The 24834-nt window shown below is 69.3% G+C and carries 30 protein-coding genes; 16 read left to right on the forward strand and 14 right to left on the reverse strand.

Going from position 1 to position 24834, the window contains the following annotated elements:
* Positions 1-10: 10 nt before the first annotated feature.
* Together A5681_RS01845 and A5681_RS01850 are read right to left on the reverse strand one after the other, a co-directional pair.
* Positions 11-496 (reverse strand): hemerythrin domain-containing protein, encoded by a 486-nt coding sequence (locus A5681_RS01845; protein WP_067268881.1) that lies wholly within the window; start codon positions 494-496, stop codon positions 11-13.
* Positions 493-1464 (reverse strand): Rieske 2Fe-2S domain-containing protein, encoded by a 972-nt coding sequence (locus tag A5681_RS01850; RefSeq protein WP_067268882.1) that lies wholly within the window; start codon positions 1462-1464, stop codon positions 493-495. The genes A5681_RS01845 and A5681_RS01850 overlap by 4 nt, the downstream gene beginning before the upstream one ends.
* Positions 1465-1839: 375 nt before the next feature.
* Here A5681_RS01850 and A5681_RS01855 point away from each other — a divergent pair, with 375 nt between their 5' ends.
* Genes A5681_RS01855 through A5681_RS01885 form a run of 7 tightly spaced genes read left to right on the forward strand, consistent with a single transcriptional unit; the run spans position 1840 to position 7293 of the window.
* Entirely contained in the window at positions 1840-3138 is a 1299-nt protein-coding gene (locus A5681_RS01855; protein ID WP_067269133.1) for a Rieske 2Fe-2S domain-containing protein, read from the forward strand.
* Positions 3135-3662 carry a 3-phenylpropionate/cinnamic acid dioxygenase subunit beta gene (locus tag A5681_RS01860; protein ID WP_067268883.1) on the forward strand — a complete coding sequence of 176 codons (528 nt, stop codon included), beginning with the start codon at positions 3135-3137 and terminating at the stop codon, positions 3660-3662. Before A5681_RS01855 ends, A5681_RS01860 begins: the two co-directional genes overlap by 4 nt.
* Positions 3659-3937 carry a dihydrodiol dehydrogenase gene (locus tag A5681_RS01865; protein WP_067268884.1) on the forward strand — a complete coding sequence of 93 codons (279 nt, stop codon included), beginning with the start codon at positions 3659-3661 and terminating at the stop codon, positions 3935-3937. Before A5681_RS01860 ends, A5681_RS01865 begins: the two co-directional genes overlap by 4 nt.
* Entirely contained in the window at positions 3921-4715 is a 795-nt protein-coding gene (gene hcaB, locus A5681_RS01870) for a 3-(cis-5,6-dihydroxycyclohexa-1,3-dien-1-yl)propanoate dehydrogenase (protein WP_067268885.1), read from the forward strand. Before A5681_RS01865 ends, hcaB begins: the two co-directional genes overlap by 17 nt.
* Positions 4712-5434, forward strand: coding sequence for a class II aldolase/adducin family protein (locus tag A5681_RS01875; RefSeq protein ID WP_067268886.1), 723 nt, complete (start codon positions 4712-4714; stop codon positions 5432-5434). Before hcaB ends, A5681_RS01875 begins: the two co-directional genes overlap by 4 nt.
* Before the next feature lie 45 nt (positions 5435-5479).
* Positions 5480-6634, forward strand: coding sequence for a MacS family sensor histidine kinase (macS, locus tag A5681_RS01880; RefSeq protein ID WP_067268887.1), 1155 nt, complete (start codon positions 5480-5482; stop codon positions 6632-6634).
* Entirely contained in the window at positions 6631-7293 is a 663-nt protein-coding gene (locus tag A5681_RS01885; RefSeq protein ID WP_067268888.1) for a response regulator, read from the forward strand. Before macS ends, A5681_RS01885 begins: the two co-directional genes overlap by 4 nt.
* A 48-nt stretch (positions 7294-7341) precedes the next feature.
* On the opposite strand, the gene A5681_RS01890 is transcribed toward A5681_RS01885, so the two are convergent.
* Both A5681_RS01890 and A5681_RS01895 read right to left on the reverse strand, forming a co-directional pair.
* Entirely contained in the window at positions 7342-8658 is a 1317-nt protein-coding gene (locus A5681_RS01890) for an acyltransferase family protein (protein WP_067268889.1), read from the reverse strand.
* A 158-nt stretch (positions 8659-8816) separates the two neighbouring features.
* The gene (locus A5681_RS01895; RefSeq protein ID WP_067268890.1) at positions 8817-9110 is read right to left on the reverse strand and encodes a YiaA/YiaB family inner membrane protein; all 294 of its coding nucleotides are present in this window, start codon (positions 9108-9110) and stop codon (positions 8817-8819) included.
* A 209-nt stretch (positions 9111-9319) separates the two neighbouring features.
* Between A5681_RS01895 and A5681_RS01900 the strand changes: the two genes are divergently transcribed.
* On the forward strand, positions 9320-10108 hold the full coding sequence (locus tag A5681_RS01900; RefSeq protein ID WP_067268891.1) for a polysaccharide deacetylase family protein: 789 nt from the start codon (positions 9320-9322) through the stop codon (positions 10106-10108).
* A gap of 14 nt (positions 10109-10122) precedes the next feature.
* On the opposite strand, the gene A5681_RS01905 is transcribed toward A5681_RS01900, so the two are convergent.
* Positions 10123-10935 (reverse strand): IclR family transcriptional regulator, encoded by an 813-nt coding sequence (locus A5681_RS01905; protein WP_067268892.1) that lies wholly within the window; start codon positions 10933-10935, stop codon positions 10123-10125.
* Positions 10936-10965: 30 nt separating this feature from the next.
* Positions 10966-12057 (reverse strand): permease, encoded by a 1092-nt coding sequence (locus A5681_RS01910; protein WP_067268893.1) that lies wholly within the window; start codon positions 12055-12057, stop codon positions 10966-10968.
* 109 nt (positions 12058-12166) lie between these two features.
* Between A5681_RS01910 and A5681_RS01915 the strand changes: the two genes are divergently transcribed.
* Both A5681_RS01915 and A5681_RS01920 read left to right on the forward strand, forming a co-directional pair.
* A complete protein-coding gene (locus A5681_RS01915) occupies positions 12167-12973 on the forward strand; it encodes an SGNH/GDSL hydrolase family protein (RefSeq protein ID WP_067268894.1) in 807 nt (268 codons plus the stop codon).
* A gap of 36 nt (positions 12974-13009) precedes the next feature.
* Positions 13010-13675 (forward strand): DedA family protein, encoded by a 666-nt coding sequence (locus A5681_RS01920; protein ID WP_067268895.1) that lies wholly within the window; start codon positions 13010-13012, stop codon positions 13673-13675.
* A gap of 10 nt (positions 13676-13685) precedes the next feature.
* On the opposite strand, the gene A5681_RS01925 is transcribed toward A5681_RS01920, so the two are convergent.
* Positions 13686-14306, reverse strand: coding sequence for a TetR/AcrR family transcriptional regulator (locus A5681_RS01925; RefSeq protein ID WP_067268896.1), 621 nt, complete (start codon positions 14304-14306; stop codon positions 13686-13688).
* 154 nt (positions 14307-14460) lie between these two features.
* Here A5681_RS01925 and A5681_RS01930 point away from each other — a divergent pair, with 154 nt between their 5' ends.
* Together A5681_RS01930 and A5681_RS01935 are read left to right on the forward strand one after the other, a co-directional pair.
* Positions 14461-14898, forward strand: coding sequence for an anti-sigma factor antagonist (locus A5681_RS01930; protein ID WP_067268897.1), 438 nt, complete (start codon positions 14461-14463; stop codon positions 14896-14898).
* A gap of 38 nt (positions 14899-14936) precedes the next feature.
* On the forward strand, positions 14937-16019 hold the full coding sequence (locus A5681_RS01935) for a glutamate--cysteine ligase (protein WP_067268898.1): 1083 nt from the start codon (positions 14937-14939) through the stop codon (positions 16017-16019).
* A 122-nt stretch (positions 16020-16141) separates the two neighbouring features.
* Here A5681_RS01935 and A5681_RS01940 read toward each other — a convergent pair whose 3' ends face one another.
* The 3 genes from A5681_RS01940 to A5681_RS01950 all read right to left on the reverse strand — a co-directional run bounded on the left by A5681_RS01940 (position 16142) and on the right by A5681_RS01950 (position 18731).
* Positions 16142-16927, reverse strand: coding sequence for a sulfite exporter TauE/SafE family protein (locus tag A5681_RS01940; protein ID WP_067268899.1), 786 nt, complete (start codon positions 16925-16927; stop codon positions 16142-16144).
* A gap of 65 nt (positions 16928-16992) precedes the next feature.
* The gene (locus tag A5681_RS01945; protein ID WP_067268900.1) at positions 16993-17925 is read right to left on the reverse strand and encodes a catalase family peroxidase; all 933 of its coding nucleotides are present in this window, start codon (positions 17923-17925) and stop codon (positions 16993-16995) included.
* 17 nt (positions 17926-17942) lie between these two features.
* The gene (locus tag A5681_RS01950; RefSeq protein WP_067268901.1) at positions 17943-18731 is read right to left on the reverse strand and encodes an SDR family NAD(P)-dependent oxidoreductase; all 789 of its coding nucleotides are present in this window, start codon (positions 18729-18731) and stop codon (positions 17943-17945) included.
* 196 nt (positions 18732-18927) lie between these two features.
* Between A5681_RS01950 and A5681_RS01955 the strand changes: the two genes are divergently transcribed.
* Positions 18928-19503 (forward strand): hypothetical protein, encoded by a 576-nt coding sequence (locus tag A5681_RS01955; protein WP_067268902.1) that lies wholly within the window; start codon positions 18928-18930, stop codon positions 19501-19503.
* A 44-nt stretch (positions 19504-19547) separates the two neighbouring features.
* Here A5681_RS01955 and A5681_RS01960 read toward each other — a convergent pair whose 3' ends face one another.
* A complete protein-coding gene (locus tag A5681_RS01960; RefSeq protein ID WP_067268903.1) occupies positions 19548-20138 on the reverse strand; it encodes a carboxymuconolactone decarboxylase family protein in 591 nt (196 codons plus the stop codon).
* 150 nt (positions 20139-20288) lie between these two features.
* Between A5681_RS01960 and A5681_RS01965 the strand changes: the two genes are divergently transcribed.
* Together A5681_RS01965 and A5681_RS01970 are read left to right on the forward strand one after the other, a co-directional pair.
* Positions 20289-21848 (forward strand): long-chain-fatty-acid--CoA ligase, encoded by a 1560-nt coding sequence (locus A5681_RS01965; RefSeq protein WP_067268904.1) that lies wholly within the window; start codon positions 20289-20291, stop codon positions 21846-21848.
* Positions 21845-22633: an MBL fold metallo-hydrolase gene (locus tag A5681_RS01970; protein ID WP_067268905.1), complete on the forward strand. Its 789-nt coding sequence runs from the start codon at positions 21845-21847 to the stop codon at positions 22631-22633. The genes A5681_RS01965 and A5681_RS01970 overlap by 4 nt, the downstream gene beginning before the upstream one ends.
* Here A5681_RS01970 and A5681_RS01975 read toward each other — a convergent pair.
* Positions 22628-23467: an enoyl-CoA hydratase/isomerase family protein gene (locus A5681_RS01975; RefSeq protein WP_067268906.1), complete on the reverse strand. Its 840-nt coding sequence runs from the start codon at positions 23465-23467 to the stop codon at positions 22628-22630. The genes A5681_RS01970 and A5681_RS01975 overlap by 6 nt on opposite strands.
* A 53-nt stretch (positions 23468-23520) precedes the next feature.
* Positions 23521-23814, reverse strand: coding sequence for a hypothetical protein (locus tag A5681_RS01980; protein WP_067268907.1), 294 nt, complete (start codon positions 23812-23814; stop codon positions 23521-23523).
* 150 nt (positions 23815-23964) lie between these two features.
* On the opposite strand from A5681_RS01980, the gene A5681_RS01985 reads away from it, so the two are divergent.
* Positions 23965-24261 (forward strand): hypothetical protein, encoded by a 297-nt coding sequence (locus A5681_RS01985; RefSeq protein WP_067268908.1) that lies wholly within the window; start codon positions 23965-23967, stop codon positions 24259-24261.
* Between the two features lie 31 nt (positions 24262-24292).
* Here A5681_RS01985 and A5681_RS01990 read toward each other — a convergent pair whose 3' ends face one another.
* Positions 24293-24832 carry a hypothetical protein gene (locus A5681_RS01990; RefSeq protein ID WP_067268909.1) on the reverse strand — a complete coding sequence of 180 codons (540 nt, stop codon included), beginning with the start codon at positions 24830-24832 and terminating at the stop codon, positions 24293-24295.
* Positions 24833-24834 lie beyond the last annotated feature (2 nt).

Consider the following 24834-nt stretch of genomic DNA (forward strand, 5'->3'; position numbering starts at 1 on the left):
GGCGCCGGAGTTACAGCGAGCGCACCAGCGCCGCCCGCCCCTTGGTGCGCATCTTGTAGAGCGCGGATCCACGGTATTGCTCCATTTTCGCGGCCATCTTGTTGCCCAGCTCCTCGAGCTCGGCGTCGGTGATCTTGACCTCGGGAGGCGCCGGGATCATGTCGCGTTCCTCCTCGTCGGCGTGGGCCTCCAGCACCGTCTTGAAGGAGTTCCATTCCTCCTCGTAGCCCGGCGCGCTCTGCGGGGTTCGCAGCAGCACCGAGAGCTGATCGACCACCTGGCGGTGCTCGGCGTGGGCGACGGCGATCAGCTTGGTGGCGTCCTTGAGGGCCGGGTAGTACAGGTCGTCCTCGATGCGGAAGTGGATGTCGAGCTCGATCAGCATGTCGTCGAAAAGGGCATGCCGCTCTTCGCTGTTCACCGGCGCCTCGCTGACCTTGCGGCCGAGGCCCTTGATGACGATGTGGTGTTCTTTCAGCACGTCGTAGGCGTTCACTGCGCGTTCCCCTCTCCGATTGCCACGGCTGCGCCGAGCCCGGGCCCGGGTTCACCCCGAACTTCGACCATTCCGTTGACCAGCCTCGCCTGATAGCACGGCAGCGGGGCCGCCGCCGGGCCACGCAGGACGTCACCCGACTCCGCCGCGAACCATGAACCGTGCCAAGGGCATACGAGTCGGCCCCGGTCGATCCAGCCATCGGCCATCGGGGCCGCCAGGTGCGGGCACAATTCGCCGAACGCCGCAACCTCCCCGGGCTTGGTCTGGCACACCACCAGGCCCACCCCGTCGACCTCGACACGCACCGGCTTTCCGTTCAGCGAACTCGCCGGCAGCACCGGCGTCCACTCCGCTTTGCGCAGCCGCGCGCCCGACTGGTCGATGCCGATGCCGGACTCGAACACCAACGCCCCGCCGAGGTAGCTGCCCGCGACGGTGATGCCGTAACCCAGTGCGGTGAGGGCGATCCCGCGACCGTGCCGCCCCCGCCTGCGATCCCACCAGGACCGCGCGTACAGCCCGGTGGCCACCAGGTTCACCAGGCCGTGCACGGCACCGACCCGGCGATCGGATTCGTGGGTGTGCTGCCAATCGGTGACACCGGTGACGGCCGATCCGACGCTGGCCAGGATGCCCACCCCGAGCGCGCGGGAGGCGAACTTCGACGCGTCGCGGACTTCGGTGGCGGGCTGGCCCGGCAGCAGGCTCAGCGCGTCCAGCGCAACGGTGGTACCCAGCGCGCCGCTCGTCAGCGACGCCAGCGGCGGGTGAACCGGGTGGCCGAGCCACACCCCGTGCAACGCGTTGGTGACGGTGTTGCGGGCGCCGCCCAGGCCGTTGAAGGCGAAGCTCAGCAGGTGTTCGAACCGATAGCTTGGGCGGTCCAGCCACTCTTGCCGCCCGATGGCCGCCACCACCCGCGATCCGAGTTTCTGCAATCGACCATCCAGTGACCGAGCGGCCATCGCACCAGTCCTTCCTCAGATACGTCGCCACGGGAAGGCAACGCACGCAAAATCGAACCGTTTACCCGTTGATTACCGCACGCTCACATGCGGAGCGGGCTGACGTGACCACCGTATCCCGGGGTTCTGGGCTCGTGATTGTTCGCCGCCTGTGAGTTACCACAAAGCATTCTTGTAAACCCCTGACCGCGGATCGGGCCCGGTGAGCGAGGCGTGCGCGCCTGATTGACCGACGGCGGGTGGATGGGCGATTCTTGACAGCGGAAAGGTCCTCTGTTGGCCAGACACGTCGAGGCGGGAGGCGGGGTTACCGTGACAGTCCATCGCGACGCCCGCGACGCCCTCGACCGCGTGTTCGCCAGCGTCCGCGACGGGATGGTCCCGGCGCACATCTACAACGACGCCGAGGTGTTCGCGCTGGAGAAAGAGCGGCTGTTCGGACGGGCGTGGACGTTCGTGGCGCACGAGTCCGAGATTCCGCAGGACGGCGACTACGTGGTGCGCCGGGTCCTCGACGACTCCTTCATCATCACTCGCGACTCAACCGGCGAAGTGCGTGCGCTGTTCAATATGTGCCTGCACCGCGGCATGCAGGTGTGCCGCGCGGAGATGGGCAACGCCTCCAATTTCCGCTGCCCGTATCACGGCTGGACGTATCGCAACGACGGACAGCTGACCGGGCTGCCGTTCCACCGCGAGGCGTACGGCGGCGAGGACGGGTTCGCCAGGAAGTCCCAAAGCTTGCTCCCCGCACCGAACTTCGCCAGTTACAACGGCCTGCTGTTCATCAGCCTGGACCCGAACGCCGAACCGCTCGAGGACTTCCTCGGCGACTTCGCGTTCTATCTGGACTTCTACACCAAGCAGAGCGCCGGTGGCGTGGAGGTGCGGGGTCCTCAACGCTGGCGCATCAAGGCGAACTGGAAGATCGGTGCCGAGAACTTCGCCGGCGACATGTACCACACGCCCCACACCCATGCGTCGATCGTCGACATCGGCCTGTTCCGCGAGCCGAAAGCGCAGAAGCGCAAGGACGGCGCCACCTACTGGGCGCAGCGGGGCGGCGGCACCACCTACAAACTGCCGCCGGGCGGTTTCGAGGAGCGGATGCGCTACGTCGGCTATCCCGACGAGATGATCGGCCGGATCAAAGGCGTGTGGACGTCGCGGCAGCAGCGGATGGTCGGCGAGGACGGGTTCATGATCTCGGCCGCCACCTGTTTCCCGAACCTGAGCTTCGTGCACAACTGGCCCAAGGTGCGCGACGGCCACCACGATGAGACGCTGCCCTTCATCTCGATCCGGCTGTGGCAGCCGATCAGCGAGAACGAAACCGAGGTCTGTTCCTGGTTCGCGGTGGACTCCGCGGCTCCCGCGCAGTACAAACAGGATTCGTACAAGGCGTATCTGATGTGTTTCGGTTCGACCGGCATGTTCGAACAGGACGACGTGGAGAACTGGGTATCGCTGACCACCACCGCCGGCGGTTCGATGGCTCGTCGGCTGCTGCTGAACAGCCGGATGGGCCTGCTGTCCGACGGCAGCCCCGTCGTCGAGCCGCTGACCGCCGAGGCGTTCCACGGGCCGGGGCGCGCGCAGGTCGGCTACAACGAGTACAACCAGCGCGCGCTGCTGAGCTTGTGGGCCGACTACCTGCAAGGGGCCGATCCATGACAAAGCCGTTGCCGCCCTTGCCCTTTCATGACGTCCGGCACCTGCAGGCGCATCAGTTCCTGGTGGAGGAGGCCTACCTGCTGGACGCCCAGCAGTACGAAACGTGGCTCGAGACGCTGACCGACGACGTCCGCTACCTGATGCCGGTGCGGGTGACCACCGCGCGCGGCGCGGGCTCCGACACCTCCCCGGGGATGGCGCACTTCGACGAGGACAAATACTCGCTGAGCCAGCGCGTCGCGCGGATGGGCACCGAGCACGCCTGGGCCGAGGATCCGCCGTCGCGGCTGCGTCATTTCATCACCAACGTGCGCACGTTCGAGGCCGACGACCCGGCGCACCTGGTGGTCGAATCGGCCGAGCTGCTGTTCCGCAGCCGGGGCGACGTCAACGAAAGCGCCTTGCTGTCGTGCGGCCGCGAGGACCTGTTGCGCTGGTGTGGCGATCGCTGGAAGCTGGCCCGGCGCAATATCATCGCCGACGAGTCGGTGTTACGGATGCAGAATCTGGCGGTGTTCCTGTGAATGACGAACTGCAGCGGCTCCTGGACGGCACGGTCGGCGAACCCCTCTCGGTGGCAAACGAATTCACCGAAGTGGTGGTGCGCAGGGTCGACACCCGAAACGGCTCGAGGCTGTTGATCAGCGCGCCGCGGTCCGGGCAATGGATCACCCTGGACGCGCTCGAGGTCGAGGCCCTGACTTGGCAGAACGGTCGCACCCTGGCCGCGATGGTCGGCAATTCCCACGCACCGCTGCTGCCCGACGAGGCCGAGGAGGGCGATGGCCGGCTGGCTTGAGGGCAAGCGCGCTCTGGTCGTGGGCGCCGGATCGGGCATCGGCCGGGCCGTGCTCGACGCGTTCCGCGCGGAGAGCGCGAAAGTTGCGGCGCTGGAACGTGATCGGCGGAAGTGCGCGGCCCTGCGCCAGCAGTTGCCGGGTGTCCCGGTTGTCGAGGGCGACGCGACCACCCGCGACGCGAACGAACGAGCGGTCGACGCCGCGGTGGACACCTACGGTGGTCTGGACACGCTGGTCAACTGCGTGGGGATCTTCGACTTCTACCAGGGGATCGCCGACATCGACGCCGATGCCCTTCCCGACGCGTTCGACGAGATCTTTCGCACCAACGTGCTGAGCCACCTGCAGTCGGTCAAGGCCGCGCTTCCCCGGCTGCGGGCCGGGGCGGGACCCTCGATCGTCCTGACCGAGTCGGCGTCGTCGTTCTATCCCGGGCGGGGCGGCGCGCTGTACGTGTCGTCGAAGTTCGCGGTCCGGGGCCTGGTCGCGGCCCTGGCCCACGAACTGGCGCCACAGGTCCGGGTCAACGGCGTGGCGCCGGGCGGCACGCTGGGCACCGACCTGCGTGGGCTCGCCAGCCTGGGCCTGGACGGCGTCCGCCTGGACGACACCCCGAACCGGGCGCAGGAGATGGCCGCGCGCACACCGCTCAACGTCGCCCTGTCCGGGGAGGACCACGCGTGGAGCTTCGTGTTCCTGGCCTCCGACCGTGCCCGCGGGATCACCGGCGAAACCATCCGCCCCGACGGCGGATTCGGGCTGGGCGCGCCGCGATGACCTCCCTCGACGAGCAACGCGCGCTGGTGGCGGAGGGCTGCCGGGTGGCCGCGGCCCGCGGCCTGGTCGACGGAATCCTCGGCCACCTGAGCCTGCGGGTGGACGACGAGCGCCTGCTCATCCGCTGCCGCAGCGACGGCGACACCGGCGTGGCGTTCACCCGGCCCAGCGACATCCGGCTGATCACCTTCGACGGCGGCGCCGGCGCCGACGGCGAACTCGACGGTTACCGCGTGCCCAACGAACTGCCGATCCACGTGGAAACCATGCTGGCCGATTCGCGGCACCGCGCCGTCGCGCATCTGCACCCGCCCGCCGTGGTCGCCGCCGACCTGGCCGGCATCGCGATCCGACCGATCTACGGGGCCTTCGACATTCCCGGTGCGTGGCTGGCGCGCGGCGGTGTGCCCGTCTACGAACGCGCCGTGCTGATCCGCACGAAGGAACTGGGCAAGGAGATGGTGGCCGCCATGCGCGGCCGGCCGGTGGTGATCTGCCGCGGGCACGGGATCACCAGCGCCGCCGCGACGGTGCCGGAGGCGGTGCTGCAGGCGATCAGCCTCGACGCGCTGGCCCGAATGTCGTTGCGGGTGAAAGCCGCAGGCGGCACCCTGCGCGATATCGACGACGCGGACTGGGACGACCTGCCCGACCTGGGGCCGTCATTCACCGCGCGGGCCGCCTGGCGTCACGAAGTGGCTCGATTACCGGCTGACTGACGGCCGCCGCGCCGATCTTCCCGACCGCCCCGACGCCCCGCATTTATGCTGATCACGATGGCGAAAAACAGCCTTGATCCCACCACGCCGTTATGGCGTGCGGCGCAAGTGTTCCGGCTGCTGAGCTGCGTCTACGCCACCGGGTTCCAAATCGCCATCAATCCGGATCTGCGCCGGCCCGCGCTGGGCTGGGTGCTGTTCGCGGTGCTCATCGGCTGGAGCGCGGCGTGCGCGGTGGCCTACCTGCGCGGGTTCGGCCGCAGACCGGCATGGGTGCTCGCCGAGATCGTGATCGTCGTGCTGCTCATGTCGTCGAACGCCCTCGTCACCACCCCGCACTGGGCGGCCGACAATCAGACGTGGCCGACGACGCTGTGGGCCAGCAACCCCACGATTTCGGCGGCCATCCAATTCGGCCCCGCCGGCGGCATGCTCACCGGCCTGGTGGTGATGGCCACCAATTTCACGGTCAAGAACTACTTCGCCCTCAACCTGGGGCATAACGCCACCGCCATCATCGAGCTGGCGATCGGCATGGCGATCGGCATGGCCGCCCAAACCGCGCGCCGCGCCCACGAGGAACTTCAGGAGGCGGCCCGATTGACGGCCGCGGTGCAGGAACGGGAACGCCTGTCCCGCCAGGTCCATGACGGAGCCATCCAGGTGCTGGCGCTGGTGGCCAAGAAAGGTCACGAAATCGGGGGCGCCACAGCGGAACTCGCCGACCTGGCCAGCGAGCAGGAACGCGCGCTGCGGCGATGGCTGGCCAGCGCGGACATCGACCGCGACACCGACGGCGCCACCGTCGACCTGCGCACCCTGCTGCGCTGCCGGGAATCCGACCGAGTGTCGCTGAGCCTGCCCGCCACACCGGTGCCCCTGGGCCGCCGGGTGGGCATCGAGCTCGACGCCGCGGTGGGCAACGCCCTGGACAACGTGGACGCACACGCCGGACCCGAGGCGCACGCGTTCGTGCTCGTCGAAGACCTCGGCGACTCCGTCGTGGTGAGCATCCGCGACGACGGGGTGGGCATCGCCGCCGGCCGGCTCGAGGAAGCGGCCGGCCAGGGGCGCCTGGGCATCTCGCAATCGATCGTCGGGCGGTTGATGTCGCTGGGCGGCAGCGCGCAGCTGCGGAGCGAACCGGGAGAGGGCGCCGAGTGGGAGTTGTGCGTGCCACGCGCAGGGGGCGCGCCATGACCGATCAGACCCCCACGACCGTAATGGTCGTCGACGACCATCCCATCTGGCGCGACGCGGTCGCCCGCGACCTGGCCGACGACGGGTTCACCGTGGTCGCCACCGCCGACAGCGTTGCCGCGGCGCGGCGCCGCGCTGCCGTGGTCAAGCCCGACGTGGTGGTGATGGACATGCAGCTGCCCGACGGCGACGGCGCACAGGCGACCGCGGGAGTGCTCGCGGTCTCCCCCACGTCTCGGGTGCTGGTGCTCTCGGCGTCCGACGAGCGCGACGACGTGTTGGAAGCCGTCAAGGCCGGCGCGATCGGCTATCTGGTCAAGAGCGCATCCAAATCGGAACTGACGCAAGCCGTGACGGCGACCGCCGAGGGCCGCGCCGTGTTCACCCCGAGTCTGGCCGGGTTGGTGCTGGGCGAATACCGCCGCATGGCCCAGAGCAAGGACGATGGCCCCGCTCGGCCCAGCCTCACCGAACGCGAAACCGAGGTGTTGCGCTACGTGGCGAAGGGCCTGTCCGCCAAGCAGATCGCCCAGAAGCTTTCGCTGAGCCACCGCACGGTCGAAAATCACGTGCAGGCGACGTTCCGCAAACTCCAGGTCGCCAATCGGGTGGAGTTGGCGCGCTACGCCATCGAGCACGGCCTCGACAACGAACCGTGACCCGCGGCGCAGCCGACCGACTGCGCCGCGGGCCATCGAATCGTCGGGCTAACTGAGTGCCGGCGTGGGGCGCTTCGCCGGCCGCGGCGGCGCCACGCGGGCGCCGACCAACGCGGTCACCATCACGGCCATGCACACCAGGCCGTCGTCCTTCAGTCCCCACCGGATGGCGGCGAGGATCGCCACGCCCGCGACGCACAACAGGCCGCCGACGACCGCTCCCCGCCCGCGCCCCGACACCGTCGGGGCGCCGTCCCAGCCCGACAGCGGGTTGTTCTCCAGAGGGCGCAGCGCGACGAAAAGCAACGCCACGGCGACGATCACGATGAGCAGTTGCGCGAGGCTGACGGCGAGGAAGTCCCGCGCGCCCGGGTACCGCGGGCAACCGAGGTAGTCGAACGCCAGATGCACGCCCAGCAGCACGGGCATGTGCCACAAGTACAGCGTCATGGCTCCGGAGTTACCGATCGCCGTCCACCACCACACCCGGGGTCGCCGGGCCCAGCGCGCGATCGCCGGCGCGGCGGCAATCGCCAACGCGCTCAGCACAATTGCGTGGCCGGCCAGCAGCAGCGAGGGCGGGCTGGTGTTGGACAGCAGGTGATCACCGGTGCCGACCATGCTGATCTGGTACGGACCCCAGGCCACCAGCGCGACGTCGACGGCGAACGCGACGGCCGCGACGGCCAGCGCGGCGCCCCGGGTGAGCAGCCTGCGGCGGTAGGCGATGCCGAACATGGCGGGGATGAGCCAGACGGCCAGGTTCAGATACCCCAGGGGCATCATCGCCGGCCAGTGCAGCCGGATCGCGTCGATCGCCGCGATGGCCCCGTAGACGCCGGCCACCGCGGCGGCGAGACGCCCGGCGGTGGTGATGCGGTACAGCACCGGCATGGCGGCCAGCACCAGCACGTAGGCCCCCAAGAACCACAGCAGCTGCGTGCTGACACCGGCGACCGGCTCGTAGATGTGTTGCGGCAGAGCCCGATACAGCACCGTCAGCACCACCGCCCAAAACGCCAGGTAGTAGAACACCGGCCGGAACAGCCTGGTGCAGCGTTTCATCAGCCAGTCGCCCCAGTTCGTGCCGGCGGACCACGACGACAGGCAGGCCGCGGCGCCGGCGAAGAAGAAGAGCGGCATGATCTGCAGGAGCCACGTCGCCGCCTGAAACACCACCGACGTGGTCAGCAGGTTGTCCCAGATCAAGACGTGGCTTTTGATGATGCTGATCGCCATCACGGTGTGGCCGAGCACCACGCCGATCAGCGACGTGATGCGGATGACGTCCAGGACGCGGTCGCGGTCGGCGGGAGTGGCCGCCGCCACCTCGGCGACGTCGGGGAATCTGCTGAGAGCTGCCATGGGGTTGTACCGGACCTTTCGGGAAAGCGATTGTGAGACAACGAGTTGGGCGGCGCTGCCTACGGGACGTGTCATCTCGGGTGCGATGAATCAAGCATTGCCGGTGGTGCGGGGCCTGCGCCCGCGCAGTTCTACGCGTCGGGCCTGAGTAGTACTACTCAGTTCGCGGCGGCGTTGAGCGGGTCGTAGTCGGCCAGCAGCTTTTCGATGCGCGCCTCATCGAGGCGCACCCGCACCGTCGCGGCTTCCTGCTGGTCGCGAATCACCTTGGCCAGGGTGAACGCGCTCGACACCAGGAACAGGAAGGTGATGCCGAGGAAGCCCCGCTGCCACGCGTCGAGCGGAAGCAGGTAGATGCCGCCGATGGCGGTCACAAAGCTGATCGCGAACGCGACGGCGGCCTGAACGAAGAACGCGGCGGTGGTCTTGGACATGCTGTTGGGAACGGTCATGCCAAAGAGCCTGCGGCAGCGCGCCGCTCGCGGGATCCGTAAGACTACTCAAATGTGGGGTTGCCGATTGACTGAGGTTGCGTCACAGGTTCGCATCGGTCGGCGGACACGCGGCGCACTGGCCGGGACCCGGGTAGCTGCACCCTTAATCTGGCTTGCTAGCTGACCCGAATTCTGGGGTGCCCGAAGGGGGCCGACGGCCGAGGAGTATGCACGTGGCCGAACTCGACCGGCGCCGGTTCCTGGCCGCGCTGGCCGCGACGGTGGCCGTCACGACCGGCGGGGCCGCCGAGTGCGTGGCGCGGGGCGATGTTTCCGGGCTGGTGCCGTCGGCGCCCCCGCCGGACCCTCGATCGCGCGTCGCGCTGCCCGGTGGCGGCGTGCTGAACAAGCTTCCCGGCAACGGGGACCTGTTGGCATGGACGGTCGACGACGGCGCCGACACCGATGTGGTGCGGCTGTACACGCAATTCGCGAAGGACACCGGTGTGCGGCTCACGTATTTCGTCACCGGCGCCTACCACTCGTGGACCGACAACGCCGCCCTGCTTCGACCGTTGGTCGACTCCGGGCAGATACAGCTGGCCAATCACACCTGGACGCATCCCGACCTGACTCGGCTCTCGAAGGGGCAGATCGCCGACGAGCTCACCCGCACCGACGCGTTCCTGCGCAACACGTATGGCGCCGATGCCACGCCATACTTCCGGCCCCCGTACGGGCACCACAACGCCGCGGTCGGCGCCGTCGCCGCCGGCCTGGGCTACCAGGTGACCACGTTGTGGTCCGGCGATCTGCGTGATTCGGCGCTGGTTTCCGCGGATCAGATCGTGCGGATGGCCTACCGGTCGTTCCTTCCGCAGAACATCGTGATCGGCCACCTCAACCATCCCCCGGCCACCCACGTGTACGGGCAGCTGGTGGACATCATTCGAGCCCGCAGGTTGCGCACGGTGACGCTCGACGACGTGTTTCTGCGACCGGGGCGCCGGACCTAACCGTCGAGGCCGCCTCAGCCGAGTTGATCGCCAATCTCCTTGGCGGCCTTGACAAGTGCAGCGGCCACCGTCGGATAGCGGGCGGGGTCGAGCCGGTTCTGGGGTGCGGCGGCGTTGAGCGCCAGCCGCAGGCCCGGCGCCCGCGTGGGTATCGGCACCGCGACCGAAGCGACACCTTCCTCGCTCTCCTCGCGGTTGATCGCGTAGCCGCGCTCGCGAACGGCGGCGAGCTCGGCTTCCAATTCGGTCCGGCTGCCGATGGACGATGAAGTGATGCGTTCCAACCGTTCTCGCGGCAGCAGCTGACGCAGCTCCGGCTCGGACAGCTGCGCCAGCATGACCTTGCCCGTCGAGGTGCAATGCGCCGGCATGCTGCGGCCCAGCCGCGACGCCACCCGGACCGCGGCCGGTCCCTCGACGGCGGCGATGAACCGGACGCTGGCCCCGTCCAGCATCCCGACGTGGATCGTTTCGCGCAGCTGCTCGCCCAGGCTTCGCATGACCGGGGTGGCCGTTCGCTGGATGTCGATGCGGCCGAAGATGGCGAACGCGACGCCGGTCAAGGAGGGGCCGGGCAGGTAGGCCTTGGACACCGGGTCCTGGCGGACGAACCCCCGGTAGGCCAGCATGGCCAGCAACCGGTGCGCGGTCGATGACGCCACGCCCAGGTAGCGGGTGGCCTCGCTCAACCGGATCTGGGGTTGCTCACCCAACAGCAGCAGGAGCTTGAGGGCGTTGTCGACCGACTCGATCGGATACTGCGGCGCAAGCGAATCGGCGGCCGGCGCGGCCGGGTCGGCGATGGCCCGCTCGCTTCTTCTCGCCATGACAGTGAAGGTACTCGCGCCGATTGCGACTCACAGCAAGCTGAGCACGGCCGCGCCGAGCAGGCCGGCACCGACCACGATGCCGGTCGCGGCGGCGGTGGCCTTCCACCCGAAGCTGCGGGCGACCATCGCGGCGCCCGGGACGCTCACCGCCGGAAGGGTGATCAGCAGCGCGCCGATCGTCCCCGACGACGCGCCCAGCAGGGCCAGACCTTGCAGGATCGGGATCTCCCCCGCCGTCGGGATGACCATGAGCGTGCCGGCGACCGCGACGACCACGACGAGCAGCAGGGCCAGCAGCGGCCCACGGTGAGCCGGTTGCCCCAAGGTGAGCAGGTAACCGCGGAACGCCCCGACCAAGAGCACCAAGACTGCGTACTCGGGCAACAAGAACAGCGCTAACCACAGCAGTGCCCGCGCGAACCTGCGCGGCGTGCCCGCGCTCTCGTCGTCGACCGGAGGCGTGATCGCGCTAGGCGCCGTCGGATCCGGGCCGGACGGTCGGGAGAGCCGTCCCACCGCGGCCCCGACGCCGAGCACCGTCGCGGCGCCGACGACCACCCTGGTCAGGCTCCATTGCCAGGGGGCGACGAAGAGCAGGAAGACGAGCACAGCCGGGTTGAGCAACGGGTTTCCCAGCCAGTAGGCGATGGCCGCGGCCGGCGTGACGCCGTTGCGCCGCAGGGTGACGGCGACCGGGGCGGCGCAGCACGTGCACATCATCGATGGCATCCCGGCGACCCCACCGGCCAGCCCGCTGGACAACCGGCCTGGGCGGTTCAACGCGCGCGGCAGCCACGACCGCGGCATCAGCGCCTGCACCGAGGCGCTGATCAGCAGCGCAACCACCAATGCCGGCCAGATCGACGCGACGTAGGCGTGGAAGAAGCTCGCCGCCGCGTGCCAGGTCGGGCGATCGCCGGGATGCACGCCGCCCACGGTGAGAACGCTCGATCCCGACCAGTGGTGGGTGCGATGGGCCGTGGCGGCTTTGCCCGCGTAGGGCAGCCACTTCGCCCACAGCAACCCCGCGACGAACAGGGCGAGGGTGACGAAAACACCGGTCGCGACGTTCCCCCGCCGGCCGGCGTGAATTGCATTGCCCTTCAAAGGCATCGCCATGCCCACCGACGCTAGTCGACGAACCGTGCCCCTCGTCGGGCGCGTGGGTGGCCGCGCTTCACACACCGGGGTGGCGATCGCTATTATTCTCGGCTTCGTGTACGGGGCTATGCCTTGCGGATATCGCCGTTACGTCGCCATCGGGGACAGCCAGACCGAGGGCTTGTGGGACGGCGACGACGTCGTCGGTCTTCTCGGGTTTGCCGACCGGCTCGCCGTGATGGTCGATTCGCTCTATCCGGGGCTGCACTACGCCAACCTGGCGATCCGCGGCAAGCGGATCGCCGACGTTTTGCACGAGCAGGTTCCGCAGGCCCTGGCGATGCAGCCGGACCTGATCACCGTGTGCGCCGGGATGAACGACGTCATCCAGCCCGGGCGGTCGTTCGGCCCCGCCCTGGTGGACCTCGAGTACGTCTACGCGGCGCTGGCCAGATCCGGGGCCACGGTGGTCACGACGACCTTCCCGAACGTCGCGCAATTCCTGCCGCTCGGACGGCTGGTCTCGGGCCGTCTCGCCCGCATCAACGCGGCGATCACGGCGGCCGCCGAGCGCTACGGGTTCGGGCTCGTCGACCTGTACAACGCGCCGTCGATGCGGGAGCTGGACACCTGGGCCATCGACCGGGTGCACGCCTCCACCAAAGGGCACATGCTGTTCGCCGCCGCGGCCGCCGAAGCCTTGAATCTGCCTGGCAGCAACCATGATTGGGCCCACGCCAGCCCCGAAGCCAGGCGCCGGTCGCTCAGTGCCGGCGCGTACGAACAGCTGCGCTGGACGCAGGACAGCTTCTTCCCCTGGATCTGGCGCCGGCTGCGCGGCATGTCCTCGGCCGACGGGCGGGAACCCAAACGCCCGCAGCTGGAGAGCCTGAGCACGCCGAGCAGGCCGGCCGACGCGAACCGGAGGGTTTAGGGCGCGCATCGCTGGGCGGTCAGGCATCCTGGACGCATGGACGTGGAGGCTTTGCTGCATGCGATCCCACCGCTCGCGGTCTACCTGGTGGTGGGCGGTGTGGTCGGGCTGGAGAGCCTGGGAATTCCGCTGCCCGGGGAGATCATCCTGGTCAGCGCGGCCCTGATGTCCTCGCACGACAACCTGCCCGTCAACCCGATCGGCGTCGGAGCCGCCGCGGTGATCGGCGCCGTGGTCGGCGACTCGATCGGTTACACGATAGGGCGCAAGTTCGGCATGCCACTCTTCGACCGGCTGGGCCGGCGGTTCCCCAAACATTTCGGTCCCGGACACGTGGCGTTGGCCGAAAAGTTGTTCAACCGCTGGGGAGTTCGGGCCGTCTTCTTCGGCCGCTTCATCGCGCTGTTGCGGATTTTCGCCGGGCCGCTGGCCGGCGCCCTGAAGATGCACTACCCGCGCTTCCTGGCGGCCAACGTCTCTGGCGCCATCTGCTGGGCCGGCGGCACCACCGCGCTGGTGTATTTCGCCGGGATGGCCGCCGAGCGCTGGCTGGAACGGTTCTCCTGGATCGCACTCGTCATCGCCATCGTCTTCGGCCTGATCGCCGCCTTCGCGCTGCGGGAACGGACGTCCCGGGCCATCGCCGAACTCGAGGCCGAGCACTACCGCAAGGCCGAGAACACCGCGGCCGACGCGGCCTGACCGCGGCGGCTCAGCTGGCCGCCTCGCCGAGGTCCTCCGGCGCCGCCGGCCGGTGCTCTTCGATGAGACCGACCGCCATCCGGCGGGCCCGCAACGCCGCGTCCGTGTCGCCCACGGCGGCCAGCACGATGGCGCCCTTCATCAGGATGTGCCACGACGAGGCGAAGTCCTCGACGTCGACCAAGCCCGCGGCGACGGCGCGCTGACGCACGATGTCGCGGACGTGGTCGATGTGGACGATGCAGGCCTGCCCGGCCGGGGAATCGGGGCCGAGCTCGAGCAGCACGTTGATGAACGAACAGCCCTCGTAGCCGTCGCGCAGCTGGATCCAGTCGTGCATGACGTCGAAGATCGCGAGCAACTGCTCCTCGGGCGTCTCGCCTCGCTGGCGAGACTTCTCCTCGATCAAACCGTGGGTCCACACTTCCTCGCGCCGCCGCAGCACGGCCAGCACCAGGTCGTTTTTGGTGGCGAAGTGGCGGTACAGCGTCGCCTTGGCGACGCCGGCCTTCTCGATCACCTCTTCGGTGCCGACAGCACGGATCCCACGCCGGCTGAACAGGTCATATGCGGCGGTCAAGATGCGTTCACGAGCCGACGCGGGAGGCGTTCCGACATCGGGAGTTGTCATAACAACGCACAACATACTCTTAGCCAGGACATGTAGACAGACAGACCTGTCTTGTTATAGAAATGAGATTCGCACTCCGCGAAGAGTCTGTCTTCAGACGGCAGGACGGGCATCCATCGCAGCGTCGTAGACGCGAGTCGATTAGGAGGCCACGATGAGCTCGGCCATTGCAGAACCTATGACAACTACCCACCTCATGCTGAGCACCAAGCTGGTCTATGAGTTGGGCGATCCGAACAGCACGCTGCGCGCGACGGCAGATCGCAGCGGACCGGCGGTGCTGATCTACGCGGGCGGTGAGATCGACGCTTGCAACGAGCACACCTGGCGCCAGCTGGTCAGCGAAGTCGCCGGCATCGTCGCCGCGCCCGGCCCCCTGGTGGTCGACGTCACCGGCCTGGACTTCATGGGCTGTTGCGCCTTCGCGGTGCTGGCCGACGAGGCGAAGCGCTGCAAGGACCGCGGCGTCGAGCTGCGCCTGGTCAGCCGCGAACCGATCGTCACCCGCATCGTCGACGCGTGCGGCCTGTCCGCGCTGCTGCCCATCTACCCGACCGCCGACTCCGCGCTGGCGGCCGCGGCGCGTTGGTAACGGGCCAGCACCGGAACTGATCGGTCCGCCCCCGCCGGATGAGCGATCCTCCCACCTTCGGCGCGGAGGAAGAATTCCTCCTCGTCGACCCGCGAACCGGCGAACCGGCTCCGCGAAACGGCGAGGTGGCCGACGCGGCCAAGCGCCGGGGCGTCGAGCTGCAGCTGGAGTTGAGCAGCTGCCAGGTGGAGACCACGTCCAGCGTGGTGGCGACCGGCTCGGAACTCGGTGAGGAGCTGTCCCGGTTGCGGCGCGCGGCCGCGCAGGCGGCCGAGTCGGTGGGGCTACAGCTGCTCGCGGCCGGGCTTCCGCCGGCCACGCCGCATGAGTTTCCCGTCACCGACACCCCGCGCTATCGGCGGATCGGCGCCGAGTACGGGATGGTCGCGCACGAGCAGGGCATCTGCGGATGCCACGTGCACGTGCAGGTTCCGGACCGCGCGGCCGCGATCCACGTCAGCAATTGGCTGCGGCCGTGGCTGCCGTCGTTGCTTGCGCTGTCGGCGAATTCGGCGATCTACCGCAGCGCCGACAGCGGCTACGCCAGCTGGCGTAGCGTCCTGTGGCGGCGCTGGCCGGTGGCCGGGCCGCCGCCCTTCTTCCCCTCGCCCGACGACTACGAGCGCACGGTGCGGATGCTGATCGACAGCGAGGTCATCCTCGACCACAAGATGGTCTATTGGGATGTGCGCCCGTCGGAGAACTTCCCGACGATCGAGGTGCGGGTGGCCGACGTGCCGGCGACGGTCGCCGAGACGGTGTTGCTCGCCACGCTGGTCCGGGCCGCGGTGATGACGGCGCTCGACGACGACCCGCCCGGGCGGCTTGCACCGGCGGCCCTGCGCGCGGCCTACTGGAAGGCCGGCCACGACGGCCTCGCCGGGCGCACGCTCGACCTGGTCCACGGCCGCGGAGCCGTGCCGGCGCGGGAGCAACTGGGCGCACTCGTGCAGCGCGTCCGGCCGGCGCTGGAATCGCTCGGCGAATACGACCGCGTGACAAGCGAACTCGACCGCGTCGCCGCGCAGGGCAACGGGGCGATGCGCCAGCTGCGGGCGTGGCGCAAGCGCGGCGAGGTGAGGGACGTCATCGACGAGGCGGCCACCGCCACGCTGGACTGAAACCCGTTGCTGCGCCTCTGTTCACTTGCGCGTGCGTCCAGGGCGGCGACACGCCGGGCCGGCCCGCCCTGGGCGCACACTCAAAGCCGCGAACGCACACTCGATGCGGCCTGCGCTTCTGTCTACGCCACGGCCACAAGTCGATACAGCCCGATCAGACCGACCACCACGATCGTCGCCCGCAGCGCGTTGCCCGAGAGCCGCCGCCCGTAGCGCGCCCCGATCAGTCCGCCGACCAGCGAGCCCGCCGCGATCAGCCCGGCGGCCGGCCAGCTGATCCGGTCGAACGCCACCAACGTATAGGCCAGGGCGGCAACCACATTCACCACCAGAGTCAGCAGGTTCTTGGCGGCGTTCATCCGCTGCACCGACTCTGGCAACAGCGCGCCCATCAGGCCGACCAGCAGGATGCCCTGGGCGGCGGTGAAATAGCCGCCGTAGACGCCGACGGCGAACGTGCCGAGCACCAGGACGACCATGCGGGCCGGGGTGAGGTGCTCGGCTGAGCGGCCGGCCACCTCGGCGCGGCGGCCGGTCCACGCCTGGATCCGCGGGCCGATCACCACGAGCACCAGCGCCAACACCAGCAGCACCGGTACCACCTCGGCGAAAACCTTCTCCGGCAGGTGCAGCAGCAGGAAGGCACCCACCACCGCGCCGGCCAGCGAGGCGGGCAGCTGCCAGCGCAGGCGGTTCCATTGCCCGCGCAATTCCGCGCGGTAGCCCCAGGTCCCCGACACGCTGCCGGCGACCAGGCCGGTCGCGTTCGACATGGTGGCGGTGACCGGCGGGAAGCCGAGGGCGACCAACGTGGGGAACGTGATCAGGGTGCCGGACCCGACGAGCGCGTTGATGGCGCCCGCGCCGAGCCCGGCCAAACAGATCAAGAGCATGTGGGAAGGCGACACTGAAGAAAAACCTTAGCCTGCCGCCGGTTTCGGCCCGCGGGCGGCCGCTGGACGCCCCTGGCGCGTCAGGCGGAAGGCGCCTCGGCCCCGCGGTCGACGCCGGTGCGCAGCTTGACCGACGCCGAATACGCGAGCGTCCGGAAGTGCAGGACCGGATCGTCGGAGGGTTCGATGCCGTCGGTCACCCGCATCGGGTCGAACACGACGATGTCGCCGCCGTGTTGGCGTTGGGTTTCCAGGCCGGTGATCTCGATGGTGCCGACCGTCGCGATCTGAGCGCTCTGCCATGCCGCGGACGGGTCGACCGTGGAGTCGGTTGGCCCGGCGATCTGCACCCGATATTCGAACCGCACCGGTCCGCTGTCCAGGCGCGCATTCAGCTCGTCGGTGAGGAAGTCAGCACCCTCGCCGTGGGCCGCCGACGCGGACAGGTAGCTCTCCGGGGCGGCCGGAACCAAGTGGTAGCGAACGAATCTGGCGCTGCCGTCAGCGGCGACCCAACGGAAGGCGTGCAGGCCGTGGTATTCGGTGGTCGCGTAGCTCGCCGGGATCTTGTTGGCGTCGCGCACCACCGGCAGCGCGCCGAGCAGCCGTGGGTGGGTGAGGAAGTATTTCGCCATGCGCAGCGGCGTGGTCAGGCCGGGCCGCATCGCCTTGAGCAGATCGACGAACCCGTCCGGTGTGCTCGAGACGAACAGCCGGGCGGTCTGCGTCGACACGTCGGTGGTGGAGCCGTCGGGCAGGGTGAACTTCACCGCCATGCCCCGGATCCCCGGCACGTTGTCGCGCTGCTTGGGATTGCCCGCGCCGTTGGAGAAGCGGATCAGCGCCGGGACCGTCGAGCCGTCGAGATGCTTTGCGCGCGAGAGCATGACGGCGTCGGGGGTCGCGGTGAACGTGCCGCGGTAGAGCGTGCCTTTGGCGTGCAGCGCGCGACAACCCGGCTGGGCGCCGCCGGTGCCTCGAATCGCCTCGATCGCCTCATCGGGTGTGACCATGGGCGAATCTTAAGGCGCTATTCGGGAAAGCCGAAGAGTTTGACGACACCGTGATCGCGGCCGGCGGTGTAGCCCCCGTCGACGGCGATGGCCTGGCCGCTGACGAAGGAAGCGTCGGGCGACAACAGGAACGCCGCCATGGCCGCGACCTCCTCCGGCTGGCCCAACCGCTGCAGGGCGTGTTCTTCGGTGATCGATTGCAGCGGGCCCTCCATGCCCGGCAGGCCGAAGACGCTTTGCGCCATCGGCGTTTCGATGAAGCCGGGACAGATGGCGTTGGCGCGGATGCCGCTCGGTCCGTAGTCGAGCGCGATGTTCTTGGTGAGCAGGACGACGCCGCCCTTCGCCGCGTTGTACGAGCTGCCACCCGCCGTGCCCTCCAGGCCCTCGACGCTGGCGACGGTCACCAGCGAACCCCGTTCGCCGTCGACCCGGGGCTGCTCGATCATCCGGGCCAGCGCCGCCTTGGCGACCAGGAACGTGCCGGTGAGGTTGATCCCGATCACCCGGTCCCACTCGGCCCGGTCGAGCAGGTGCACCGGGCCTCCCCCGGCGACCCCGGCGGCGTGCAGCACGCCGTCGAGGCGGTCGGGCACGGCGGCCAGCACCGCGGCGATCGCCGCTTCGTCGGTGACGTCGGCGGTCACGAACGTGAACCGGGGCCCCAGATCGGGTGCGACGGCCAGGTCGGCGCCGATCACCGTCCCCCCTTCGGCCAGCAGCCGCCTCGCGGTCGCCAGGCCGATTCCGGACGCGGCGCCCGTTACGACGAAGGTGCGGGAGCGGGCACGGTCAGGGTTCGCCACGTCTGGTCCCCTCGGTCGAAGGTCGGTTGGGCCGCAGACATGTTGACACACCGGTCCGCCGCCGAACCCGGTTTCGATAGAGGAGAGCTATCAGCAAATAGTGGCGCGGTCTTGGACAACGGCCCTCGTGCGGGGAGATGGTTAGAACCGGCGGGCGAATTCCCCGTTCGCCCAGAGCCGGAGCAGGAGCCAGCCCATGTCGACATCCGAGCCAATCCGTCCGCGGCGGGTCGCCGCCGCCCTGGCGGTCGCCACCGCCGTGACAGCGGTAATCGCCCTCTTCCCCACCGCCCATCCGTCGCCGGTGCGGCTCGCCGCGGCCGATCCGGTCGACGTTGCCGAGGGTGTCTCGATCGTCCCCGCGCCGGGGTGGACGGTCGGGCACCGCGGCCCGGATTGGGTGGCGCTCAGCAACGCCGACGGCAGCGCGCAGCTGCGGGTCGCGGTCAAGCCGGCCGGCGCGGCGGATGTCGGCGCGGTGCTGCAGGCCGACATGGACGAGTACGTGTCATCGTCCGGGTTGGGCGACATGAAGAACCTGACCGCCCCGGACACCCGGCCGCTGCAGAGCGCGAACTTTCAACAGCAAGCCTCGATCGACTACACGGCCGACGTGCCGGCACCGGACGGCCCCATTCCCGTTCTCGGCACGTTCACCGAGCTGCTGAACACGTCCAATCAGCGGTCGGCATTCATCGACTTCCGGCAGAACAACAACGCGACCCCGCAGGCCGTGGACGACGGCGGGATGATGATCCGATCGATGGAGTGAGCGACGCCATCGCAATTCCCGATGAAAGACCAACGGGCACAGCATTAGAGGAGATCTTCTTCCCTGCCCGGCACCGAGGCATCGAACGCGTTCAGCGTGATGCCGACCATTGAGAAACATCCCACCAGGAAGACGATCTCGGCGAGACCCTCAGCACCGAACGCATGTCGCGCCGCTTGGTACGTCGTCTCCGGAAGCGGGCCGCCCCGGTTCAGCGCGGCCGCCATGTCGTACGCGGCGCTCTCGTCGTCGTCGAGGTCGTGGGGACGTTGGCCCGCGGCGATCGTCGCGATCTTGCGCTCGGCCAGGCCTGCCCGCCTGGCGAAGTGCTCGTGGCCATAGATCTCGTAGCGAGCACCGTACCTGGCGGCGGTCACCAGGATGACCAGCTGATGGACGGCGTCCGGCAGCACCCTCTGCTCCCACAGCGCCTTGTTGAATGCCCAGGCCGGCGCTCCGAATTGCGGAAAATGCAGCCAACCGTTGAAGGGGCCGATCAGGGCGCCGTCCTTGCGGCGCGCGACCAGTCCGTCGAAGTTGCGCTCGATCACCGCGGCCATGTCGTCGTAGAGGCGCTTCTGCTGCGTGCCCAGGCTGGGCGGTGGCAGCGGCGGCAGACGCGTTGTGTCGGGCATAACCTGATCGTGCGCCGACGCCGGTGCGCACGCCATGACTTGTTGGTGACCATTGGTAAGCGCAAGCTCCCAGTCAAACGGAGGGCCGCCGTGGCGTGCCCGGACGCGACCGCGTATCACAGAGTGGAGCCAAACGAACTCGGAGGGGTTATGCCACCAGCCGACACCACGGCGAACACGACGGAGACGCTCGCCGGATTCGTCGATCGGCACGCACAGCAGCGGCCCGATGCCGTCGCGATCCGCTACGGCGAATTGCAGTGGTCCTGGGCTGACTGGGCCGCGCGGATCCGTCGTGCGGCCGGCGCGCTGCGCGCCGCCGGGGTGCAGCGCGGGCAGAGCGTCGCATTCCTGGACAAGAACCACCCGGCCTGCCTCGAGGTGCTGTTCGCCGCGGCGTCGATCGGGGCGGTGACCACCGTCGTCAACTGGCGCGTCATGGGTGACGAACTCGTGCACGTGCTCGACGACAGCGGGGCGCGGCTGTTCTTCGTCGGCGCGGAGCTGCGTCCCGCGGCCGAGGCGGCCGCCGCACGCGTGCCGGGGGTGGAGCGCATCGTCGTGGTGGGCGACGAATACGAATCCATTTTGGCCGCCGCGTCTCCCACGGAGCGCGACGCCGAGGTGCACGAGAGCGAAACCGCGCTGGTGATCTACAGCTCGGGCACCACCGGGCGCCCGAAGGGCGTGTTGCTCAGCCAGCGGGCGCTGGTCAACCACGCGGCGAACCTGGCGCCGGCCTTCCCGTTCGACGAGGGGGACGCGAACCTGGTCGCCATGCCCCTGTTTCACGTCGGCGGAATCGGCTACGCGCTCTTCGGAATTCGGGCCGGTGTGCCCACCATCATGACCCGCGAGCCCGACGCGGCCGCCCTCACGGGCGCCGTGCGGGCCGGCGCCACCCACGCCTTCTTTGTTCCGCCGGTGATCGCCCGGTTCCTCGACGCCGGCGAGGCGGCCCACGCCACGATCGCGGGCCTGCGCTACATCGTCTACGGGGCCGCCCCCATGCCACTGCCGCTGCTGCACCGGGCGCTGTCGACCTGGCCCGACACGCGTTTCGTGCAGGTCTACGGGCAGACGGAATTGTGCGGCGCGGTCACCGCGCTCAGCGACGACGACCACCGCGACTCCGCTCGCCCGCACCTGCAGCTCGCGGCGGGAAAGGCGGTGCTGGGCACCGAGATTCGGGTGGTGGATCCCGAGACGGGCGCCCCGGTGGCCGCCGGCGAGGCCGGCGAGATCTGGGTGCGCAGCAACCAGAACATGACCGGCTACCTGAACCGGCCGGAGGCGACCGCCGAGACGATCACCGACGGGGACTGGGTGCGCACCGGTGACGTGGGACGCCTGGACGCCGAGGGCTACGTCTACATCGAAGACCGCTTGAAGGACATGATCATCACCGGCGGCGAGAACGTGTACGGGCCCGAGGTGGAAAGCGTGCTGATCGAGCACCCCGCGATCACCGACGCCGCGGTGATCGGTGTGCCCGACGACTTCTGGGGCGAATCGGTCAAGGCGATCGTGGTGGCCGACGGCGCGGTCGACGCCCAGGACGTCATCGATTTCTGCCGTCAGCACCTGGCCGGCTACAAGTGCCCGCGGACCGTGGACTTCGTGGAATCGCTGCCCCGCAACGCGAGCGGAAAGATCCTGAAAGCCGATCTACGTGAACCCTATTGGCGTGGCCGGGGGCGGGGCATATGAGCCCTGGGGTCGACGCGCGGCGGCGCGACCGTGCGATCAGCGTGCTGGGCGGGCCGACCACGGTGGTCGACATCGCGGGCCGGCGGATCGTGATGGATCCGACGTTCGACCCGCCCGGTGTGCACGCGTACCTGACGAAGCTCACCGGCCCGGCGGTGAGCGCCGAAGCGCTCGGCCCGGTGGATGCGGTGTTGATCAGCCACGACCAGCATCCGGACAACCTCGACGACGACGGGCGCCGGATGGCCCTGGCCGCGCCGCTGGTGCTCACCCACCCCGGCGGCGCCGCCCGGCTGGGCCCGCCCGCGGTGGGGGTCGCGCCCTGGCAGACCTACGAGCTGTCCGAATCACTTGCGGTGCAAGCGGTTCCGGCGGTGCACGGGCCGGCCGACGGGCAGCGCGACGCGGGCGGCCATGTCAACTGCGAGGTGACCGGCTTCGTGCTGTCGGGGCGCGGCCTGCCCACCGTGTACCTCAGCGGCGACAACGCCTCGATGGCGGCGGTCAAGGACGTGGCCGACCGGGTGGGCGCCGTCGACGTCGCGGTGCTGTTCGCGGGCGCGGCCCGGGTGCCCACCAAGGAGCGCGGCCGGCCGCTGACGCTCACCTCGGCGCGCGCGGCCGCCGCCGCCGAGATCCTGGGCGCCCGCATCGTCATACCGGCGCACGTCGACGGCTGGGCCCACTTCAGCGAGGGCGCCGACGAGTTCGCGGCGGCCTTCGATCAGGCCGGGATCGGCGACCGGTTGCGGGTCGCCCCGCACGGGGAGTGGATCGACCTATAGCCGTCCCTCGACCCGCAGGTCGGGGTGCACCCAGTCGGGCGAGCGGCGCTCCTTGAACGCGCGGAAGCCCTCGCGGGCCTCGGCGTCGCTCAGGCTGCTGGTCATGCCGATGCGGTCGTAGAGGCCCAGGTAGCTGTCGATGCTGGACTTGATGACACCGCGGGCGCGCGGCGCGGTCCGACAGCACTGCGCGAGTAGCTCTTTCGCGGTGTCCAGCAGGTCCTCGTGCGGCACGACCCGGGTGACCAGGCCCCAGTCCAGGGCCTCGGCGGCGGTCAGCACCCGTCCGGTGAACATCAGGTCGCGGGTGCGCACGGGCCCGATGACGCGGGTGAGCATCTGGCTGTAATAGGTGTCGGCGTAGCCGCGGAACAGCTCGGGCACGCGGAAGGTGGCCCGTTCGCTGACCACCGACAGATCGCTGCACAGCGCGATCTGGAACCCGCCGCCCTGGCACAGGCCGTTGACCGCGGAGACGACGGGTTTGGCCGAGGTGCGCACCGTGTCGAACGGCGTGACGTCCATGCCCAGCGCGCCGCCGAAGGTGATCCAGTTGTCGGTCGCTCCCCCGCCGCCCATGTCGCCGCCGGGCGCGAACACGTCGCCCGTTCCGGTGATGAGGAGCCCGGCCAGGTCCGGGTCTTCGGCGACACGTCCGACGGCGTAACGGATCCCGAAGTACATCGCCGGGGTCAGGGCGTTACGCGCTTCGGGGCGGTCGATCGTGCACACCGCGATCGGCCCCTGGCGCTCGAAGGTCAGGTAGGGCGTGCCGAGCCAATCCCCCTCCGGCGGGCGGGGGGTGTCGTGCGAGGTCGGGGGAACCTGGGCCACGGGATTCCTCTCGGGTCGGTCGCTACTGTCGCTCTTACAGTAGCGGTGCCGATCTACGCGTACGCCAGCGTGGCCGTCGCGCTGGTCTGCGCTGCGTCGTCGAGCAGGGTCGCGAGCGTGTCCTGCAACGCGGCCGTGGCCTCGGCCACCGGCTTGTCGCAGAACCGGCATTGCACGGTGAACCTCGGTTGGTCGTCTTCGTCCGGCCAGAACCGGCGGGGGCCCACCTGGGCGCCGGGGTCGAAGGCGACCGCCTGGTGCGGGGCATCCTTGAGCAGCCTGCCGACGGGATGGCCTTGCGGGCATTCGAGTTTCAGGATGCCGATGCCCTCTTGGTTTCCTACCATCTTTACCGTCCTTTGTTGAGCGCGCCCAGCCGCGGTCTTATGGTGGCCCACTGGGTGCGACCAGGCAAGGGTGACGGGCGCCCGCCGACGCTCCGAAGAGTAGGAATATCCCTGATATCTGTCGAACGTGCGGTCCATTACCGTGAGGCAATGGCTGTCGCCGGCGCGGACGCGGGACGCTTCCTGGTCGAGTGGTATGGCCACCCGGCGCAAGCTCATTCCATCAGCGACATCGCCGGACGTCTTAACGACGGTGCGGCGTGCGTTGCAGCGAGCGGCACCCGGGTCCGGTTGTTGATGGCACTCGCCGTTCCGGAAGACGACTACGCGTTCGGCATCTTCGCCGCCGACTCGGCTGAAACCGTCGCCAAGCTATGCGAAGGCGCCGGCGCCCGCGCGGAACGCATCAGCGCTGTCGTCGGGTGGCCGGTCGTCTTCGACTTTTGAGTTACTCCGATCGTGTGCCGATGCGGCGCGCCTACTGCGGTACCTGGGGTGCGATTTTCCGGGCGAGGTCGATGGCCGCTGAATTCGCCTGCTCGGGTGAGAGTCTCAGCACGGCGACTTGGACCGTGTTGGACCTGTTGCCGGCAGCGAATTCGACCATCCCACCCCCCATCAGCCGCATGCCATCCGGTCCGGGTGTTGTCACAGCGGGGAATTCGGCTTGCGAGGGCCGCAGCGTGTTGTTGGGCGCCGTACCGGGATTGCTGATCTCGATGGACACCGATTCCTCTGTAGTCGGGTTCTCCCACGAGCAACCACCCATGTCCGGCTGTTTGCCGGTCGACTTGCCCGGCACGGTCGTCCCTAGCAGTGTCGAGATGTCTTGTGGCGACAGCATCGAGCAGGCGTCGATGGGCCTGGCGACGTGGGTGGTGGTGGCCGAGCCCGCAGGGCCCGACACGCTTCGCGATTGGCAGCCCGCCACCGCACAGCTCACGATGACGGCGAGACCAACCGGTACCGCCACCGCGATGTCGAGCGCAGACAGGACATGGTCGCCCTTCGTTACCATCA

It is taken from the genome of Mycobacterium scrofulaceum (genome assembly GCF_001667885.1).
GTDB classification, from domain to species: Bacteria; Actinomycetota; Actinomycetes; order Mycobacteriales; family Mycobacteriaceae; genus Mycobacterium; species Mycobacterium scrofulaceum_C.